The following is a 19996-nucleotide window of genomic DNA, read 5'->3' as shown; positions in this document are numbered from 1 at the left end:
GCCTGCCGGCAGGCAGGGTTTAGGAAACTTTGGCAATCTGCAACTATGTACCGTTTACTTGCACTAGCTTTAATTTTAGCCCTGATTGGAACGAAAATCCTTTTTAATTGTCATCCTGAGCGTAGTCGAAGTGCAATTAAAAAGATTGAAGTGGAAAGCAGGAAGAAAGTAAATAAAATGCAGTGTCTCTGTGCTTCAAAACTTTGTCTTGATTTTAGATAGCAAAAAAAAAATCCCAAACCTAAGCTTGGGATTTTAAATTCAATTATTTATCTTAAATACCAACTTTAAAGGCTGGTGAAACATCATCAAGACTGTGACTACTCACTTTTAAGTCTTTAATTTTGCCAGTTTTTAAACTGTAAACCCAAGCATGCACCGATAGCTCTTGCCCGTTTGACCAAGCATTTTGCACAATTGAAGTATTCATCACATTCGCTGCTCCTTCTATTGCATTTAGTTCAACCATTCTATTCGACTTTTGTTCTGGGTCTTTTATGGTAGACATTTCTCTCTCATGCATGCGATAAACATCTCTAATGTTTCTTAACCAATTATCGATAATACCCACTTGTTTGTTCCCTAAAGCAGCATTTACACCACCACAGCCATAATGACCGCAAACAATTACATGTTTTACTTTTAAAACATTAACTGAATAATCAAGTACACTTAGCATGTTCATATCTGTATGTACAACAACGTTTGCTATGTTTCTGTGTACAAAAATATCTCCAGGCATTGTATTGGTAATTTGATTTGCAGGTACACGGCTATCTGAACAACCTATCCATAAAACTGGTGGACTTTGACCAGTAGATAATTTGTCAAAATAAGTGGGGTCTGCTTTTATCATATCTTCTACCCAGTCTACATTGCCTTGTAAAAGGCTATCGTATGTAATATCTTTTGTTTCTATTGTTTTTGCGCACATAATTTTAGTTATTAATTTCTGGATACTTTTATCACAAATAAACAACAAAGCCTCCAAAACATCATGAAGGCTCTGTTATTCTTATCTGTTTTTAAATGGCCTTAAAACACTATAACCAGCTTACAATACCAGTTTCTACATTATAATTTGCACCAACAATTTTTATTTTTCCATCTTTTTCCATTTGGTTTAAAGTGGTACTTTGGTTGCGGATATCAGCCATGGTTTGTTTTACATTTTGCACGTTTAATCTTTCCAACAAATCATTATTTTTAGATGAACGTTCTTCTCCTTCGGTAATAATTTCATCAATAATTGGGTTAAAATGATCTACTAAATGGCTAAGGTTTTTCATTCCTGTCTCACGGATTGCAGCAGCATCCAATCCTCCCTTTAAAGCACCGCATTTAGAGTGCCCTAAAACTACAATCAATTTAGAACCTGCAACGTTACAACCAAACTCCATAGAACCTAAAATGTCTTGATTTACAAAATTTCCAGCAATTCTTACACTAAAAATATCTCCTAGCCCTTGGTCAAAGATTAATTCTGCAGAAGTACGACTGTCTATGCAGCTTAATATTACGGCAAATGGCCATTGTCCTGCCCTGGTATCATTTACTTGTGCTAATAAATCCCTATTCGTTTTTAAATTTTGTACAAATCTTTCATTACCTTCTTTTAGTATTTCAAATGCTTTTTCAGGGGTAATTGATGTTTGTGTTTCTAAAGTATGTGCCTTCATCCTTCTAGTTATTAATTTCTTCTACAATTTTGTTATTTAATTTAGGAACAACATAATTACTCTTTATGTGCTCTAAAGTTACGATAATGCCTTTGGTATATGCATTATGCTTGTAATTAAATATGGTTTCTAAAACATCTGGGTCTATATACCTTGCATTTGAACCATCAATAATTACATTTGTTTCTTTTGGTATTCCTGTTAATAATACCTGAATCGCTGCTTTATTTAAAAAGGAAACTTCTTCCGCTAGTTTAATTCTAATGTTCTTTTTATTACCTTCTTCTTGAACTTTATAGAAGAACGGATTACGCATATTGGTACGCAATAAATAGAAAATAGAGAATGCCATACCAATTGCTACTCCTTTTAATAGGTCTGTTAATACCACTGCCAAAACAGTTACCAAAAACGGAATAAATTGGTCCCAACCTTTTTGATACATATCCTTAAACAAGGAAATTCGTGTTAATTTATATCCAGTAAAGAGTAATATTGCAGCTAAACAGGCTAAAGGAATCATATTTATGATACCTGGAATTAATAAAAGTGATAAAAGCAATAATAACCCATGGTATACAGCAGACATTTTAGTTCTTGCTCCAGCATTTACGTTTGCAGAGCTTCTCACAATTACTGATGTCATTGGTAAACCGCCGAGCATACCACTTGTAATGTTACCAAGGCCTTGCGCTATCAATTCACGATTGGTTGGTGTAACTCGTTTGATAGGATCCATTTTATCTACAGCCTCAATTCCCAATAACGTCTCCAAACTAGCCACCACAGCAATTGTAGCTGCAACAACCCAAACATCCCATCTGCCAACAGCTGAAAAATCTGGACTAGTGAACAATCCTTTAAATTCTTCCCAACCGCTAAATATTGGAATATTTACCATGTGTTCTTGTGCAAGCGCATAATTACTGTTTTTGGATACGATAGCTACAGTAATACCCAACGCAACTACAACAAAAGGCGCAGGAACTACATTTAGCTTTTTAATTTTTGGCCAATAAATAAGAATCAGTAAGGATGCTACACTTATAATTGTTGCAGTTAAGCTTATTGAGTTAAATGCATTTTCGACAGCTGACATAGCATTCTCCGCACCTTTTTGACTAATGCTTTCATCTAGAAAATAGTCTTTGTCGTAACCGACAGCATGAGATAATTGCTTACGGATAAGCAATAGCCCAATACCTGCTAGCATTCCTGTAATTACACTTGACGGAAAATAATTTCCAATGGTGCCGGCCCTAATAAGACCGAGCACCAATTGAAAAACCCCTGCCAAAACCAACGCAAGCAGGAATATCTGGTAACTGCCCAAACTAGCAATTGCACCTAAAACTATAGCCGTTAAACCCGCTGCCGGACCGCTAACACTTAATTGCGACCCACTTAACAAACCAACTACTACACCACCCACAATACCAGCAATTAAGCCAGCAAACAAAGGTGCGCCAGAAGCTAAAGCAATGCCTAAACATAGTGGCAATGCTACCAGAAAGACTACTACACTTGAAGGCAAGTCTTTCTTTAAATTCTTTTTTAATATATATTTTTTTACTTCGAACCTAGAAGAGGTCGAATGCTCATTTCCCATAACTCACGCGTTAAATTTTTTATAAATTTTAAATACAAGGCATCGCTATGCGAAAATTAATTTTGCATAACAAAGCGACAATAATAAAAATTATGAAAAGTTTGGTGGTGGTGTTGGTACAGAAGGGTGATAAGGGTCTACATATCGCCGAGAATGATCTATAAAACTATTTGTGATGCCTTGATTTATCAACAAGGGCACATAAGTTAAATCGTAATGATGAATCATTAATTTATGGTCTGCAAATTTAATATTGCCTTTACCAGAATCTTCGCCATTGTTTTCTGCTTCAAGCTGCATAATAACAGCGTTCATCAAACATTTATCTAGATGGGCGAAAAAAACAGGTGCACCAGAAATTACCATCTTTGCAGTAAAGATGCCCATAAAGGCAATTACTATGAGCACACGGTATTTTCTAAGAAACATAAATCATTTACAATTTTTTGTTCGGTTGCTTCAAAAATAGCTCCAAAAGAATGAGATTATCAAATAAATAAGTAATTAAAATGTAATTTAAAACGAGATTTTTACAAAAATAACTCGCTACCAAATATATAAAAATGAAAATCTCTGCATAAAAGCCAAGCTAATAATTGTAATTTGAGTGCATTAAATTTTATTGAATTTTGAGATGAAACCATCATGAGCATACAGTTCGCAAAAATTTAATTAATATGCTCATGATAGCTTCATTACCGAAAAAAACAAAATTATATTCCAATGAAAAATAAGATTGAAATCTTACAGGATAAAATACAAAAGGCTCACCTTGGCGGTGGTCAGGCTCGTATTGATAGCCAACATAAAAAAGGAAAGTTAACCGCTAGGGAACGTATTCATTTTTTAATGGATGAAGGAAGTTTCGAAGAAATTGGAATGTTGGTTACTCACCGTAGTACCGATTTTGGAATGGAAACAGAGAAATATTTGGGTGATGGGGTGGTTACAGGTTATGGGACTATCAATGGCAGATTAACCTATGTTTTTTCTCAAGACTTCACAGTTTTTGGAGGTTCACTTTCAGAAACGCATGCCGAAAAAATTTGCAAGATAATGGAGATGGCCACTAAAAACGGAGCACCTTTAATTGGTTTAAATGATAGCGGCGGAGCAAGAATTCAAGAAGGCGTTGTTTCTTTAGGTGGTTATGCCGATATTTTTTATCGCAACGTTCAAGCTTCGGGAGTAATTCCACAGCTCTCGGCCATTATGGGCCCTTGTGCTGGTGGGGCTGTTTATTCTCCAGCAATTACAGATTTTATCCTAATGGTAGAAAACACATCTTATATGTTTGTTACTGGGCCAAATGTGGTTAAAACAGTTACACATGAAGAGGTAAATTCTGAAGAATTAGGTGGTGCGGTAACTCATGCAACAAAATCTGGTGTTACACATTTTGCATGTGCAAACGAATTGGAAGCGATAAGTCATGTTAAAAAATTGTTGAGTTATATGCCTCAAAATTGCGAGGAAACCCCAGCAAGTCTAGCTTATGAAGTTGCAGATGAAAGTCTCCCTGCATTAAACGAGTTGTTACCACAGAATGCAACACAACCTTATGATGTTCGTGAAATTATTTCAGCAGTTGCTGATACAGATAGCTTTTTAGAAGTACATAAAGACTACGCAGAAAACATTGTTGTAGGCTTTGCTCGCTTAGCTGGAAAAAGTTTAGGAATCGTGGCCAATCAACCTGCTTATTTAGCTGGAGTTTTAGACAGTAACTCTTCCACTAAAGCAGCTCGTTTTGTTCGCTTCTGCGATTGCTTTAACATTCCTCTATTAGTATTGGAAGATGTTCCTGGATTTTTACCTGGCACCGACCAAGAGTGGAATGGAATTATCACCAATGGTGCAAAATTATTGTATGCTTTTAGCGAAGCTACGGTTCCTCGTATAACTGTGATAACCCGTAAAGCTTATGGTGGCGCTTATGACGTTATGAATAGCAAACACATTGGTGCAGATATGAATTATGCTTGGCCAACTGCAGAAATTGCCGTTATGGGAGCAAAAGGCGCAGCAGAAATCATCTTCAAAAGAGAAATCACAGCTGCCGAAAATCCTCAAGAAAAATGGATTGAGAAGGAAAAATTATATTCAGATATTTTTGCAAATCCTTATCGTGCTGCCGAACGTGGCTTTGTTGATGAAGTTATCGAGCCATCTCAAACTCGCATAAAATTAATTAAAGCATTTAAAATGCTAGAAAATAAAGTAGTTAATAACCCTAGAAAAAAACACGGAAACATTCCATTATAAATGGAGGATGGCAAATGTAAAATGGAAGATGTGTGGTTTTCTACATTTTCCATCTTACCTCTTACATTTCACATAAATAAAAATGGCTGTAGTAGAACAAATATTCCCTGCGTTAACTTGGCGCATTAGGCACATTGCCATGTATCCAGAACATCCCTATGAATTTGTTAAACTGGAAAATGATTTTGAGGGAACCCATTTCGGCATTTATGTAGACTATGAATTGACTGGTGTTGTCTCTTTATTTACAAAGGGAGATGTTGGCCAATTCAGAAAACTAGCTGTTTTGCCAGAAGCGCAAAATCAAGGTTTAGGCAAACAATTGATGGAATATCTAATTGAATTTTGTAAAGTGCAAAAACTGACAAAACTTTGGTGCAATGCAAGGGTAAATGCGAAAGAATTTTATACTAAATTTGGTTTCCACGAAACAGATAAAACTTACACTGCAGATGGGTTCGATTTTGTAATTATGGAATTAATAATTAATTACGAAGACTAACAAAAATCTGTGTAATCACATAAATATGGCAAAGAAGAAAGAAGAAGAAAACAAGAAAAAACACGTTCCTGTAGTAACTAAAAAATCTATACAATTTTTAGAAAAATATATAAACAACCCTGCTCCAACCGGTTATGAGTGGGAAGGTCAAAAACTTTGGTTAGATTATTTAAAACCATACATAGATGAACATTTCATAGACAACTATGGTACAGCTGTTGGCGTAATTAACCCAAAAGCTGCTTATAAAGTTGTGATAGAAGCACATGCTGATGAAATTTCTTGGTATGTTAACTACATTACCAGCGATGGCTTAATTTATGTTATTCGCAATGGTGGTTCAGACCATCAAATTGCACCTTCTAAACGCGTAAACATCCACACCGAAAAAGGTTTAGTTAAAGCTGTATTTGGTTGGCCAGCTATACATACTCGTCACGGTGATAAAGAGCAAGCGCCTGAATTAAAAAACATCTTTTTAGATTGTGGTTGTACAACTAAAGATGAGGTAGAAAAACTAGGAATCCATGTTGGTTGTGTAATAACTTATGAAGATGAATTTATGATTTTAAACGACCGTTATTATGTAGGTAGGGCTTTAGACAATCGTGTTGGTGGTTTCATGATTGCCGAAGTAGCTCGTTTATTAAAAGAAAATAAGAAAAAACTTCCATTTGGCTTATATATTGTTAACTCAGTGCAAGAAGAAATTGGTTTACGTGGAGCAGAAATGATTGCGCAACGCATTAAGCCAAATGTGGCAATTGTAACAGATGTTACGCACGACACCACAACTCCAATGATTAACAAAATTACACAAGGTGATTTATCTGCAGGTAAAGGACCAGTCGTTTCTTATGCACCTGCAGTACAAACCAATTTGAATAAGTTGTTAATTAAAACAGCAGAGAAAAACGAAATTCCTTTCCAACGCCAAGCCTCTTCACGTTCTACTGGAACAGATACCGATGCTTTTGCGTATTCAAATGGTGGCGTTCCATCTGCATTAATTTCATTACCTCTGCGTTATATGCACACCACAGTAGAAATGGTACATAAAGAAGACGTAGATAATGTAATCAGCTTGATTTACGAAAGTTTATTGAACATAAAAGCCGACCAAGATTTTAGGGAGTTCTCTTAAAAAGGTTAAGGGCTTTAAGGTAGAAGGTTGAGGGTTTTCCCCTCGACCTTTTTTTTGTAACATAAACTCCCTCTCCTCAAGGAGAGGGTTAGGGTGAGGTTGAAAAGCAAAACCTTTACAACTATTTAAGTTCTGCCCCGCCAATTCCACATTTGTCAGTCTGAGCGTATTCGAAGACGGCATTCACGTATGTCGCGTTTAGTTAAATAAGACAGCTCAAGAAAACCAAAATTGGATGTATATTAGCTAAATGTTCACCTATTCAACAGTAAAATACTTAATTTACCTAGGCGGGATTTATTCCATCGGCTTTGCCATTTTTCACATTTACTTTTGGAGACTATTCGATTGGAAAAATGATTTGCAGAAATTAAAGGCACCCAATAAAGCCATTATTCAAATCGCCAATCTTAGGTTGATTTATATATTTTTCGGAATTGCGCTAGTCTGTTTTGTTTTTCCTAGAGAGTTATTGAGCAGTAAATTGGGCAATGCATTTTTACTAGGTATTTCTCTTTTTTGGCTGGGCAGAACTATTGAACAATTCATCTTTTTGAGAATTAAAAATAAAATGGTGAATATTTTAACTGCTTTATTTATTCTAGGAACTCTCCTATTTGCTGCCCCAGTTCTGATTAAGATTTTCTTATTCACACCTTGCATTTAACCTTTTTGAAATTTAAGTTCATACTATTTAGCACCCAGCAACCCGTGTTTGCTGCACTACCTTTAAATATTAAACCTGATGGGAACGAACACGAAGCCCAAATCTTCTTTGGGGGAAGTAAAGTGTACAGCAGGGCTATCCTTGCCGATTAAAACTGTCTTTCATTTTCAAAAAATTACCAGCTTAACGTTTAAACAATTTAGCTATTTTTACTTCCTCCAAAACAACATCGAAAATGAATAATATCAAAGTTATCGCATTTGATGCCGATGATACCTTATGGGTAAACGAACCCTATTTCAGAGAAGCAGAAGATAAATTTTGCGCCTTATTAGAAGATTACCTCCCATTACACAGCGTTGCTGCAGAACTCTTTAAAATAGAAATAAGAAATCTTCCTTTATATGGTTACGGCATTAAAGGTTTCATGCTTTCGATGATAGAAACCATTTTAGAAGTTACTGAAGGAACGGCAAGTTTAGAAATGATTAGCAAGGCGATAGAATTTGGCAAAGAACAACTGAATAAACCAATTGAATTATTAGAGGGAGTTGAAACCGTTTTAGAAGCTTTAAAAGGAGAATATCGCTTAGTTGTGGCTACCAAAGGTGATTTATTGGACCAAGAAAGAAAACTACAAAAATCTGGTTTAGAGAAATATTTTCATCATATTGAAATCATGAGCGACAAACAAGAGAAAGATTACCTTAAACTCTTGAAACACTTAGATTGCAAACCCGAAGATTTTTTAATGATTGGTAATTCGTTAAAATCTGATGTTTTACCAGTTCTACAAATCGGCGGAAATGCAGTTCACGTTCCATATCACACCACTTGGGCTCACGAAGTTGTAGAAAACAATGTTGCTCACGAGAATTTTTCTGCTATAACATCGATAGATGAAATTTTAAACATCCTTAAAAAATGAAACAACTGTTTGATTTAGAAAATTGGGCCAGAAAAGAGCACTTCAATTTCTTTAACCAATTTGAAGAACCTTTTTTTGGCGTAGCAGTAGAAATTGATTGTAATATTGCTTATCATAAATGTAAAAAAGAAGGCATCGGATTTTTCTTATATTATTTACATCAAGCTTTAGCATCTGCTAATACTGTAGAAAATTTTAGGCTAAGGATTGAAGACGGCCAAATTTATCTATATGACCAAGTAAATGCTTCAGCAGTTATTAATCGCTCCGATAACACTTTTGGCTTTTCTTACATAGACTACTCATCAGACTTTGAAGAATTTCAATTAGCTGCTAAAGAAGAAATAGAACAAGTTCGAAACGCTACAGGATTAAATCTTGAAGGAAATGGGGCAAACGTGATTCATATTTCGGCTATGCCTTGGTTAAAATTCACATCGCTATCTCACGCTCGTAGTTTTTCATTTAAAGATAGTTGCCCAAAAATCTCTTTTGGCAAAATGACAGAAACTGATGGCAAAAAATCAATGCCAATTTCTATTCACGTAAATCATGCATTGGCTGATGGTTATCATGTCAGTTTATTTGTCGAGGAATTTCAAAGAAGAATGAATCAAATTTAAATACTATTTCAATTCCAATATATCTTTCTTAATTTGAGGTCGAAAAACATCTTACCATGAGTGATAAAAAGACTTTATTTACCGAAAAAATTAAAACTTCGTATGCACCAACAGGCGCATCGATATATTTGGGGGCAGGAATTTTAGATGGTGAAGTATTAGCAGAAGCTGAAGTTAATTTGCCTTTGCGAATGATGAATCGCCACGGTTTAATTGCTGGAGCAACTGGAACGGGAAAAACCAGAACCTTACAACTATTAGCAGAACAACTTTCTGATGCTGGCGTGCCAGTATTTATGTTAGATGTTAAAGGAGATTTATCTGGCTTAAATCAAGCTGGAACTACAAATTCTAAAATTGAAGAGCGAAGTAGGCAACTAAACAAACCTTTCTCTCCTACTGGTTTTCCTATTGAACTTTATTCGTTAAGTGGAAAAACCGGAGCCCAAATGAGAGCAACGGTTACAGAATTCGGACCAGTTTTATTAGCGAAAATTCTAGAGCTAAACGATACCCAAACAGGTGTTTTAGCTGTAATTTTTAAATATGCAGACGACAATAAAATGCCAATCGTCGACCTAAATGATTTAAAAAAATTATTAGGCTATTTATCTGAAGGTGCTGGTGCCGCAGAGATTAAAAGTAGTTATGGCTCTATCTCTGCCTCTACATCAAGTACGATATTAAGAAAAATTGTTGCCATTGAGCAGCAAGGTTTAGGCGGAATGTTCGGTGAAACTTCCTATGATATTGAAGATTTATTTAACCGCATTGATGGTAAAGGAGTCATTTCTCTTTTAAATATTGCCGATGTACAAAATCAGCCTGTTTTATATTCTACTTTTTTATTGAGCTTATTGGCAGAAATTTATCAGGCGATGCCAGAAGCTGGAGATTTAGATAAACCAAAATTGGTTTTCTTTTTTGATGAGGCACATTTACTATTTAACGATGCACCTAAAGCTTTCTTAGAACAAGTAAATACAATCATCAGATTAATTCGCTCTAAAGGAATTGGCGTTTTCTTTTGCACACAATCGCCAATGGATATTCCTGAAACTGTTTTGGCACAATTAGGAAACAGAGTTCAACATGCTTTAAGGGCTTTCACACCAAATGATGTTGATGCATTAAAGAAAACCGTTAATACTTATCCCAAATCAGATTTTTACGAAATCGACAAAATGTTAACTGCATTAGGAACTGGGCAAGCTTTGGTTACTGTTTTAAATGAAAAAGGTATTCCCACAGAAGTTGCCGCTACCATGTTAACTCCTCCAAGAGCTGTTATGGGACCAATGGCGGCCATTGATTGTGAAAAACTAATGCAAAGCAGCCCATTATTTACCAAATACCAAAAAGCTATCGACCCTGTAAGTGCATTCGAAATGTTAACAGATAGAATCAATATCAAATTAGCAGAAGAAAATGAGGTTAAAGCTGCTGCTGAAGAACAAAAAAGAGTTGAAGAAGAAAGCAAACCTAAACCAGGCGAAAAAAGTATAGTAGAACAGGTAATGGGAGCTACTATAACCCGTCAAATTGGTAAAGAAATTGTGAGAGGTCTCTTTGGAATGCTAACTGGTAAAAAACCTAGGTCAAGAAGTGGTGGTATTTTTGGCTTTTAAAACTTATATTTGAAAAAATCCTAATCAAAAAAATTATTTTAATGAAACCTACCTTACTAATTCTGGCTGCAGGTATGGCAAGCCGTTACGGAAGTATGAAACAAATAGATGGCTTTGGCCCAAACGGCGAAACCATTATCGATTATTCAATATATGATGCAATTAAAGCTGGTTTTGGCAAGGTTGTATTTATTATTAAAGAAGAATTTGTAGAAAACTTTAGAAGTATTTTCGATGCTAAACTTAAAGGAAAAATTGAAACTGATTATGTTTTTCAAAACTTCGATTTAAAACAATTCGGCATTGAAGAGGAAATTTATAGAGAAAAACCTTGGGGTACTGCTCATGCTATCTTATCAGGGAGAAAGGTTGTAAAAGAGCCTTTTTGTGTTATTAATGCAGATGATTTTTATGGGTTTGATGCCTATAAAAAAATGGTTGATTTCTTGAATGAAGAAGCAAATGATAGCAATTTCTCAATTATCGGTTATCAAATTGGTAAAACCTTATCAGACTTTGGCGCTGTTTCTCGTGGAGTTTGTAAAGTTGATGATGCTGGTAACTTAACCGAAATTGTAGAACGTACCAAAGTTTTTCAAGATGGTGATAGCATTGTTTATGAAGAAGATGACAAGAAATATCCATTAGCATTTGAAACTCCTGTTTCAATGAATTTCTGGGGCTTTACCCCTGCTGTTTTTAACATAACTGAAGAGTTATTTAAAGAGTTTGCCTTAGCTAATAAAGACAAACCTAAAGCAGAATTTTTTATTCCATTAATAGGAGAAAACCTAGTTAAAAATAATACTGCAGCTTTTAAAGTAGTGCCTACCCCAAATCAATGGTTTGGTGTTACTTATAAAGAAGATAAACCATTTGTTCAAGCGAGTATAGATCAGCTTGTAAAAGATGGAGCTTATCCAGAAAATTTATGGAGCTAAACATTGATGAAAATATATTAAAAGCTTACGGTTATAATTTTGAAGCTGTTGCTTTACACCAAATAGGTTCGGGTCATATAAACCGAACCTATTTGCTTTCTACACATAGTGATGAAAAGTACATCTTACAAAATATCAACACTCAAGTTTTTAAGGACCCATTTACTATAGCAAATAATATTAAATTAGTCGAAGATTATTTAAAATCAAATTTTCCAGATTATTTATTTCCAGCCCCAATTGCTGCTTTGAATGGGGAATTAATGTTTCAATATCAAAATGAATATTGGCGCTTGCTCCCATTTGTAAAAAATACTATTGCATTTGATACTCTATCTGACACTAAACAGGCCTATGAAGCTTCCAAACAATTTGGCAAATTAAGTAGGCTATTGAACAATTTTGATACTTCAACTTTAAAACCAACAATACCCAGTTTCCACGACCTAGGCTGGCGATATGAGCAATTTACTTTTGCCTTAAGCAAGTCTACAAATGAATTAAAAGAGAGAGCAAATCACGAAATTCAAACCGCTCTACATCATCATTTCATTATAGATTACTATTATTCTTATGAGCATAACAGAGATTTCCCAAATCGTGTAATGCATCATGATACAAAAATCAGCAACGTTCTTCTAAAAGAAGAAAATTTTGAAGGTGTCTGTGTTATAGATTTAGACACTTTAATGCCTGGTAAATTTATATCAGATTTAGGAGACATGATGCGAACTTATCTTTGTGCCTTCTCTGAAAACGAAACAGATTTAAATAAAATCAAAATTAGGTTAGATTATTTTAAAGCAACTATTAAGGGCTATTTATCAGAAATGAAAGGCTCTTTAACAGAAACTGAAAAAGGGTTGATCTTATTTTCTGGAAAATACATAGTTTATATGCAAGCATTGAGATTTTTAACAGATTATTTAAGCGGCAACACCTATTATCCAATTTCTTATTCTCTACAAAATCTTGATAGAGCCAAGAACCAATTCAAATTGTTAAATGAATTATTTGAAAATGAAAAGATTCTCCAAGGAATAATTGAAGAGTGTCTTTAATTTCATGATATAGCTCCTAAGACATTTCTCGTTGTTAAATAACCTGACAGCAGTGTAAAACTTTGTCATAATGAGCTCTCATCAAAACTCAAAACTAACAATAGTTTTAATCAAAAAAGCGTCACTGAAATTAATCAGCAACGCTTTTTATATTTTATCTTCGGACTTTCGGACCTCCGACTTTCGGACTAAAAGACTTATTTCTTCTCTTCGTCTTTTACTTCTTCAAAATCAACATCAGTAACCGTATCGCCACCTTGTTGTGCATCAGCTTGTGGTGCATCACCTTGAGGTTGCTCACCAGCTTTGTACATTTCTTCTGACGCTACGTTCCATGCAGCTTGCAATTCTTCTTGAGCCGCATCGATATCTGCAAAGTTACGAGACAAATGAGCTGCTTTTAATTTCTCTAAACCAGCTTCGATTGGCGCTTTTTTATCAGCAGATAATTTATCACCAAACTCTTTTAATTGTTTCTCAGTAGAGAAAATTAAAGCATCAGCACCGTTAATTTTATCTGCTTCTTCTTTTTGCTTAGCATCAGATTCTGCATTTGCTTCAGCTTCTTCTTTCATTTTCTTGATTTCTTCATCAGTTAAACCAGAAGACGCTTCAATACGGATTTTTTGCTCTTTACCAGTAGCTTTATCTTTAGCGCTTACGTGTAAAATACCGTTCGCATCAATGTCAAAAGCAACTTCTACTTGAGGCACACCACGAGGTGCAGGTGGAATTCCGTCTAAAATGAAACGACCAATTGTACGGTTTTGAGCAGCCATAGGACGCTCACCTTGTAAAATATGGATTTCTACCGAAGGCTGATTATCAGCAGCTGTAGAGAAAGTTTCTGCTTTTTTAGAAGGAATAGTTGTATTTGCTTCAATTAATTTAGTCATTACACCACCCATAGTTTCAATTCCTAAAGAAAGTGGAGTAACATCTAATAACAATACATCTTTAACCTCACCAGTTAAAACACCACCTTGAATAGCAGCACCAATTGCCACAACTTCATCAGGATTTACACCTTTAGAAGGCTCTTTACCGAAGAAAGCTTTAACAGCATCCTGAATTGCAGGAATACGAGTTGAACCACCTACTAAGATAATTTCGTCGATATCACCAACTTTTAAACCAGCATTTTTCAAAGCAGATTTACATGGGTCAATAGTACGTTTAATTAAATCTCCAGCCAATTGCTCAAATTTAGCACGGCTTAAAGTTCTAACTAAGTGTTTTGGTCCGCTAGCATCAGCAGTAATATATGGTAAGTTAATTTCTGTTGAAGTAGTGCTAGATAACTCAATTTTAGCTTTTTCAGCAGCTTCTTTTAAACGTTGTAAAGCCATTGGGTCTTTAGCCAAATCCATTCCGTTTTCAGTCAAGAATTCAGAAGCTAACCAATCGATAATTACATGGTCAAAATCATCACCACCTAAGTGTGTATCACCATCAGTAGATTTTACTTCAAAAACGCCATCACCTAATTCTAATACAGAAACATCATGTGTACCACCACCACAGTCAAACACAACAATTTTCATGTCTTTGTGTGCTTTATCTAAACCATAAGCTAAAGCAGCTGCAGTTGGCTCGTTAATGATACGTTTTACCGTTAAACCAGCAATTTCACCAGCCTCTTTTGTAGCCTGACGTTGTGCATCGTTAAAATATGCCGGAACAGTAATAACTGCTTCAGTAACTTCTTGGCCTAAGAAATCTTCAGCCGTTTTTTTCATTTTCTGCAAAATCATTGCAGAAATCTCTTGTGGAGTGTATTTACGGTCGTCAATTTCAACACGTGGCGTGTTGTTATCACCTTTAACTACTTTATAAGGTACTCTACCAACTTCTTTCGAAACTTCAGCAAAGCTAGAACCCATAAAGCGTTTAATAGAATAAATTGTTTTTGTAGGGTTCGTTATCGCCTGACGTTTAGCAGGTTCACCCACTTTACGCTCGCCGTTTTCTGCAAAAGCAACAATAGATGGCGTTGTACGTTTACCCTCACTGTTGGCTATAACTACAGGTTCGTTACCTTCCATTACAGAAACGCAAGAGTTTGTTGTTCCTAAGTCTATACCAATTATTTTTCCCATTTTATTATGTATTTCTTTAAAATTTTATTGTTTACATCGGTAATAACAAGCAATGTGCCAAATGGGTTTTGGCAGAAATAACGTTTAAAAGACTGTTAAAATGTAAAAAAAGCAAGCAATTAGTGCTGACACGTTGTCAGAAATAAGTCAAAAGGCAGAGAAATTTAAGACTTGTGGTTTTTGAAAAAGAATGTCAGTAATTCTTCGGATTTGTAGTCCTGCTGTTCGCTACAATCTTTTTCCCCCTAAATCCCGATAAATCGGGACTTGGTAAAAAGTATTTTCGCTACCATCAGGTTTAAATTACAAAGGTTTGTGCTAAAATGCAAAACCGTGGCTAAAGCATATAACAATACCTACAAAAAACCGTAAGTAATGATTAGACTTTAAAACATTTCTTGAACTTATATTTCATTGCCGTTGGCTTCAGCCAACGGATTTGAGACAAAACATATTGGCTTTAGCCCCTTAATTACAAACCCAACAATCTTTCCAAATGATGGTAATCAATCCCAAAATAAGCTTTAGTCTCTTTTATTTTTTGTAGGATTTCTTTTTTCTTTTCACTTTGGTCTTTAGTCTTTGGGCTTTCGGCTTTCTTCACTCCTACCACCAAAACATTTTTCGGCGTATGCGCATCAGAAATAAATTCGAATACCTTGGTTTTATAACCGTAATACTCTAAAATTAATGCTCTAATGCCATCAGTAACCATTTCGGCTTGGCGTTCTAAGAAAATCCCATATTTAGTTAAAAAAGAAACATCATTTTTAACTTTGTGTTTTTCAATTTCTCGTCTAACCTGTTTATGGCAGCAAGGTGCAACAACAATTAATTCAGCACCTGCATTTATACCTTTAAAAATCGCATCATCCGTTGCCATGTCGCAAGCATGTAAAGCAATCAATAAATTAATTTCTTTTACTTTATAATCTTCAATTGTTCCTTCAACAAAATGCAATTGCTCAAAATTGACTTGCTTGGCAATATCATTACATAAATTCACTAAATCTTCCCTAAACTCAACTCCTGTTACCTTGGCCTTTAATTTCAATTGTTGATGAAGGTAATCATACAAAGCAAAAGTTAAATAACCTTTACCCGAACCCATATCTACAACATTCTTAATAGTTCCTTCAGGTAATTCTTTAATTAATGAGCTTAAAATTTCAATGTATCGATTAATCTGTTTGTATTTATCTTGAGCATTTTTAAATACATTTCCATCAGCATCTGTAATTTTTAAAGAATGAAGATAACTATTAGCCGTTGGCTTAATCAATCTTTTTTTCTCCTTATCGTGAGTAAGTTTTGGCTCTAATTTCACATTCAATTCTCTTTCACGTAACTTAATCAAACCCTTTTTATCGTGTTCAATTATCACCTCCTTGTTTGTAGTGAATAAGGTTGCAATCTTAAAATCATTACTTAGCAGGTTGATGATTAAACCTGAGCCTTCCTCAAGTGCTAAATTTTTAAATATGTCTCTAGTTTTATATCTATAATTAAAAGACAACATATCAACTCTTTTAATTTTAACCAACTTCACATACAGGTTTTTCAAATCCTTGTCATTACCTTGATAATTTCCTAGAGATAATTTCACTAGGTTTTTATCAGCTATGCTAGTTTTTAAAAGGTTTGCAAACTTTAACAGAATATCACTATTGCTCATATAAATAAATCGATTTACCTAACATTAAGGCTACATTATTAAAATTATAGCCTTAACGTTTCCATTTCACAAAATTAACCTTTAAATTAGGATAACAATAATTCTAACCATTTATAATGAGCGACTTTCAAATAAAAAAGTCTTCCACCGTTTATGATGCCATAGTTGTTGGCTCTGGTGCTGGAGGAGGTATGGCGGCCTATGTTCTGGCAAATGCCGGACAAAAAGTACTAATGCTAGAAGCTGGTCAATATTTCGACCCAAGAATAGATGCCCATCAACTAAAGTGGCCTTGGGAATCTCCTCGTCGTGGAGCTGGTACAGTACGCCCTTTTGGCGATTTTGATGCTTCTTATGGAGGTTGGCAATTAGAAGGTGAACCTTATACAACGAAAGACAAAACAGAATTCGAGTGGTTTAGGTCGCGGATGCTTGGTGGTCGTACAAATCATTGGGGAAGGATTTCTTTAAGAATGGGTCCAATAGATTTTAAACCTACTGATGGTTTAACAGACCCATGGCCTATAACTTATGCTGATTTAAAACCATTTTATGACAAAGTGGACAGAATGATTGGTATTTATGGCACTGCAGAAGGTATTGAAAATGAACCAGATGGCATTTTTATGAAGCCTCCAAAACCAAGATTACACGAGCTATTAATTAAAAAAGGTGCTGAAAAAGCTGGTGTACCTGTAATTACTGGTCGTGGTGCAGTAATGACTGAAGAAATTAAAGGAAACAAAGACCGTGCACCTTGCTTTTATTGCGGACAATGTGGAAGAGGTTGTAAAGTTTATGGTGATTTTTCTGCCTCATCATGCTTAGTAATTCCTGCTGTGAGTACGGGTAATTTGACAGTAATAACCGATGCAATGGTTAGAGAAGTAATTACAGATAAAGATGGATTGGCAAAAGGTGTTTCTTATGTAAACAGAAAAGATTTACAAGAATATCAGGTAAATGCAAAACTAGTAATTCTGGGGGCTAGCGCATGCGAATCAGCTAGAATTCTATTGAACTCGAAATCATCTCATCATCAAAATGGTCTAGCCAATAATAGCGGTGTAGTTGGAAAATATTTACATGATTCAACTGGTGCAAGTGTATCTGGCTTCCTTCCTCAGTTAATGGATAGAAAAAGATATAATGAAGACGGTCTTGGAAGTGTCCACATCTACTCGCCTTGGTGGAATGATAATAAAAAATTGGATTTCCCTAGAGGTTATCATATTGAATATGGGGGTGGAATGCGTATGCCATCGTATGGCTTTGGAGGTAATGTACCAACTCAAAATGGATTAGTTCCTGACAGAAATGGCAAAATGAAAGAAGCTGGTGGTTATGGTGTATCGCTAAAGGATGATTATCGTCGTCTGTACGGCACAGGTGTAAGTATGGCAGGGCGTGGAACTGCAATAGCACGAGAAGATAACTATTGTGAAATAGACCCTAATGTAGTTGACAAATACGGAATTCCTGTTTTAAGATTTCATTATAAATGGGCTAAAGAAGAAATTCTTCAGGCTAAACACATGCAAGAAACATTTTTATCTATCATGAAAGAAATGGGTGCTGTTGTTACTTCAAAAATTGAAGGTGCCGAAAGCAATTATGGGCTTGAAGCGCCAGGAAAAATTATTCACGAGGTTGGTACAATTAGAATGGGTGATGACCCAAAAAATTCGGCCTTGAACAAATATTGTCAGGCACATGATTGTAAAAACTTATTTGTAGTAGATGCAGCTCCATTTGTTCAGCAAGGAGATAAAAATGCCACTTGGACAATTTTAGCACTAGCCATGAGAACAGCAGAATATATTTTAGCAGAGAAGAAAAAACAAAATATTTAATCATGAACAGACGTGATTCATTAAAGGCTATTGGCCTTACTGCATTAAGCACAACTGTATTAGTAGGTGCCTGTAGTCCATCAGACGAAAAAAAAGAAGTCGCAGTTTCAGAAAAAGAAGTTGGTCGTGAGCAATGGGAAACAGAAAGAGATGCCAAATTAAAGGCTGAAACTTTTTTTACTAAGCATGAAATGGCAACTATTGCTGTTTTGGTAGACATCATCATTCCTAAAGACGATTTTTCTGGAAGCGCTACGGAAGCTAAAGTTCCAGAATTTATTGAGTTTATTGTAAAAGATATTCCAGAACATCAAGTACCAATGCGTGGTGGACTTAAATGGTTAGATATTCAGTGTTTCAATAGATATGAAAGTTCATTTATAGAAGCTTCTTCTAAAGAACAAATAAGTATTATTGATGAGATTGCCTATCCTAAAAAGGCAAAACCAGAAATGTTAGCAGGAGTTGCATTTTTCAATAGATTAAGAAGTCTTACCGCATCTGGCTTTTATACTACCGAAATGGGCGTAAAAGATTTAGGATATGTTGGCAATGTGCCAAATCAATGGCCTGGAGTTCCAACTGAAGTATTGAAACAATATGGTTTAGAAGGTGCGAATATTTAACCTAGTTATTTAGGTAAACAAAAAGCCCTTTAGGAAAATCCTAAAGGGCTGTGTTATTTAAGTCCCCTTCAGGGGATTTAGGGGTTATGCTTTTGGGGCTTCTTCTTCTGTAGAACTTGCCTCTGGAGCAGCTTCTTCAGTAGCAGGAGTTTCTTCAACAGCTGGTGCTGCTTCTTCAACTACAACAGCCTCTTCAACTTCAGCTTTTGGAGCTTTAGCCTCAGCAGCAGGAGCATCAGCTTTTTTTGCTTTGCTTCTACCTCTACGTGTAGTTTTCTTTTCTTCAGCTGCAGTATCTTTACCGTAAACTTCGTTATAATCAACTAACTCAATTAATGCCATCTCAGCATTATCACCTAAACGATTGTTTAATTTAATAATACGAGTGTAACCACCTGGACGGTTAGCAACTTTAGCAGCTACATCACGGAACAATTCTGTAACTGTTTCTTTGTCTTGTAAGTAAGCAAATACTGTACGACGAGAGTGTGTAGTATCGTTTTTAGATTTTGTAATTAGAGGCTCAACATAAACGCGTAAAGCTTTTGCTTTAGCTAAAGTTGTTGAAATTCTTTTGTGTTTAATCAACGATGAAGCCATGTTTGCTAACATCGCTTTTCTGTGCGATGTAGTTCTGCCTAAATGGTTGTGTTTTTTACCGTGTCTCATTTTTTGTTTTGTAAAGTGTATACCGTC

18 protein-coding genes are annotated in these 19996 nt (G+C 35.3%); 11 read left to right on the top strand and 7 right to left on the bottom strand.

Annotated features, from left to right (window positions below; genetic code table 11):
- Positions 1-274: 274 nt before the first annotated feature.
- From R2Q59_RS18700 to R2Q59_RS18685, 4 genes are all read right to left on the bottom strand, one after another.
- The gene (locus R2Q59_RS18700; protein ID WP_316771641.1) at positions 275-934 is read right to left on the bottom strand and encodes a carbonic anhydrase; all 660 of its coding nucleotides are present in this window, start codon (positions 932-934) and stop codon (positions 275-277) included.
- A gap of 109 nt (positions 935-1043) precedes the next feature.
- The gene (locus R2Q59_RS18695; RefSeq protein ID WP_316786867.1) at positions 1044-1679 is read right to left on the bottom strand and encodes a carbonic anhydrase; all 636 of its coding nucleotides are present in this window, start codon (positions 1677-1679) and stop codon (positions 1044-1046) included.
- A gap of 4 nt (positions 1680-1683) precedes the next feature.
- Positions 1684-3288, bottom strand: coding sequence for a SulP family inorganic anion transporter (locus R2Q59_RS18690; protein ID WP_316786865.1), 1605 nt, complete (start codon positions 3286-3288; stop codon positions 1684-1686).
- Between the two features lie 90 nt (positions 3289-3378).
- Positions 3379-3717 carry a hypothetical protein gene (locus R2Q59_RS18685; protein WP_131555100.1) on the bottom strand — a complete coding sequence of 113 codons (339 nt, stop codon included), beginning with the start codon at positions 3715-3717 and terminating at the stop codon, positions 3379-3381.
- 294 nt (positions 3718-4011) lie between these two features.
- Between R2Q59_RS18685 and R2Q59_RS18680 the strand changes: the two genes are divergently transcribed.
- From R2Q59_RS18680 to R2Q59_RS18640, 9 genes are all read left to right on the top strand, one after another.
- Positions 4012-5553: an acyl-CoA carboxylase subunit beta gene (locus tag R2Q59_RS18680; RefSeq protein ID WP_316786861.1), complete on the top strand. Its 1542-nt coding sequence runs from the start codon at positions 4012-4014 to the stop codon at positions 5551-5553.
- 82 nt (positions 5554-5635) lie between these two features.
- On the top strand, positions 5636-6055 hold the full coding sequence (locus tag R2Q59_RS18675; RefSeq protein ID WP_316771630.1) for a GNAT family N-acetyltransferase: 420 nt from the start codon (positions 5636-5638) through the stop codon (positions 6053-6055).
- Between the two features lie 25 nt (positions 6056-6080).
- Positions 6081-7199, top strand: coding sequence for a M42 family metallopeptidase (locus R2Q59_RS18670; protein ID WP_316786859.1), 1119 nt, complete (start codon positions 6081-6083; stop codon positions 7197-7199).
- A 250-nt stretch (positions 7200-7449) separates the two neighbouring features.
- Positions 7450-7866 carry a hypothetical protein gene (locus R2Q59_RS18665; protein ID WP_316771626.1) on the top strand — a complete coding sequence of 139 codons (417 nt, stop codon included), beginning with the start codon at positions 7450-7452 and terminating at the stop codon, positions 7864-7866.
- A gap of 235 nt (positions 7867-8101) precedes the next feature.
- A complete protein-coding gene (locus R2Q59_RS18660; protein WP_316771623.1) occupies positions 8102-8794 on the top strand; it encodes an HAD family hydrolase in 693 nt (230 codons plus the stop codon).
- Positions 8791-9417 (top strand): chloramphenicol acetyltransferase, encoded by a 627-nt coding sequence (locus tag R2Q59_RS18655; protein WP_316786858.1) that lies wholly within the window; start codon positions 8791-8793, stop codon positions 9415-9417. Before R2Q59_RS18660 ends, R2Q59_RS18655 begins: the two co-directional genes overlap by 4 nt.
- Positions 9418-9473: 56 nt before the next feature.
- The gene (locus tag R2Q59_RS18650) at positions 9474-11045 is read left to right on the top strand and encodes a helicase HerA-like domain-containing protein (protein ID WP_316786856.1); all 1572 of its coding nucleotides are present in this window, start codon (positions 9474-9476) and stop codon (positions 11043-11045) included.
- Between the two features lie 41 nt (positions 11046-11086).
- Entirely contained in the window at positions 11087-11986 is a 900-nt protein-coding gene (locus R2Q59_RS18645) for an NDP-sugar synthase (protein WP_316786854.1), read from the top strand.
- A complete protein-coding gene (locus R2Q59_RS18640) occupies positions 11977-13047 on the top strand; it encodes a phosphotransferase enzyme family protein (RefSeq protein ID WP_316771617.1) in 1071 nt (356 codons plus the stop codon). Before R2Q59_RS18645 ends, R2Q59_RS18640 begins: the two co-directional genes overlap by 10 nt.
- Positions 13048-13244: 197 nt before the next feature.
- Here the strand turns inward: R2Q59_RS18640 and dnaK are convergent, their stop codons facing one another.
- Together dnaK and R2Q59_RS18630 are read right to left on the bottom strand one after the other, a co-directional pair.
- Positions 13245-15146: a molecular chaperone DnaK gene (gene dnaK / locus R2Q59_RS18635; RefSeq protein ID WP_316771615.1), complete on the bottom strand. Its 1902-nt coding sequence runs from the start codon at positions 15144-15146 to the stop codon at positions 13245-13247.
- Between the two features lie 472 nt (positions 15147-15618).
- Entirely contained in the window at positions 15619-16821 is a 1203-nt protein-coding gene (locus R2Q59_RS18630) for an SAM-dependent methyltransferase (RefSeq protein ID WP_316786852.1), read from the bottom strand.
- Between the two features lie 116 nt (positions 16822-16937).
- Between R2Q59_RS18630 and R2Q59_RS18625 the strand changes: the two genes are divergently transcribed.
- The gene (locus R2Q59_RS18625; RefSeq protein WP_316786849.1) at positions 16938-18674 is read left to right on the top strand and encodes a GMC family oxidoreductase; all 1737 of its coding nucleotides are present in this window, start codon (positions 16938-16940) and stop codon (positions 18672-18674) included.
- A 2-nt stretch (positions 18675-18676) separates the two neighbouring features.
- On the top strand, positions 18677-19300 hold the full coding sequence (locus tag R2Q59_RS18620) for a gluconate 2-dehydrogenase subunit 3 family protein (RefSeq protein WP_316771608.1): 624 nt from the start codon (positions 18677-18679) through the stop codon (positions 19298-19300).
- 84 nt (positions 19301-19384) lie between these two features.
- Here the strand turns inward: R2Q59_RS18620 and rplQ are convergent, their stop codons facing one another.
- Positions 19385-19969, bottom strand: a complete 585-nt coding sequence (rplQ, locus tag R2Q59_RS18615) for a 50S ribosomal protein L17 (RefSeq protein ID WP_316771606.1) — start codon at positions 19967-19969, stop codon at positions 19385-19387.
- Between the last annotated feature and the right edge of the window lie 27 nt (positions 19970-19996).

Source organism: Pedobacter frigiditerrae, assembly GCF_032678705.1.
Classification (GTDB): Bacteria; Bacteroidota; Bacteroidia; order Sphingobacteriales; family Sphingobacteriaceae; genus Pedobacter; species Pedobacter frigiditerrae_A.
This window is presented reverse-complemented; position numbering and strand designations above follow the sequence as displayed.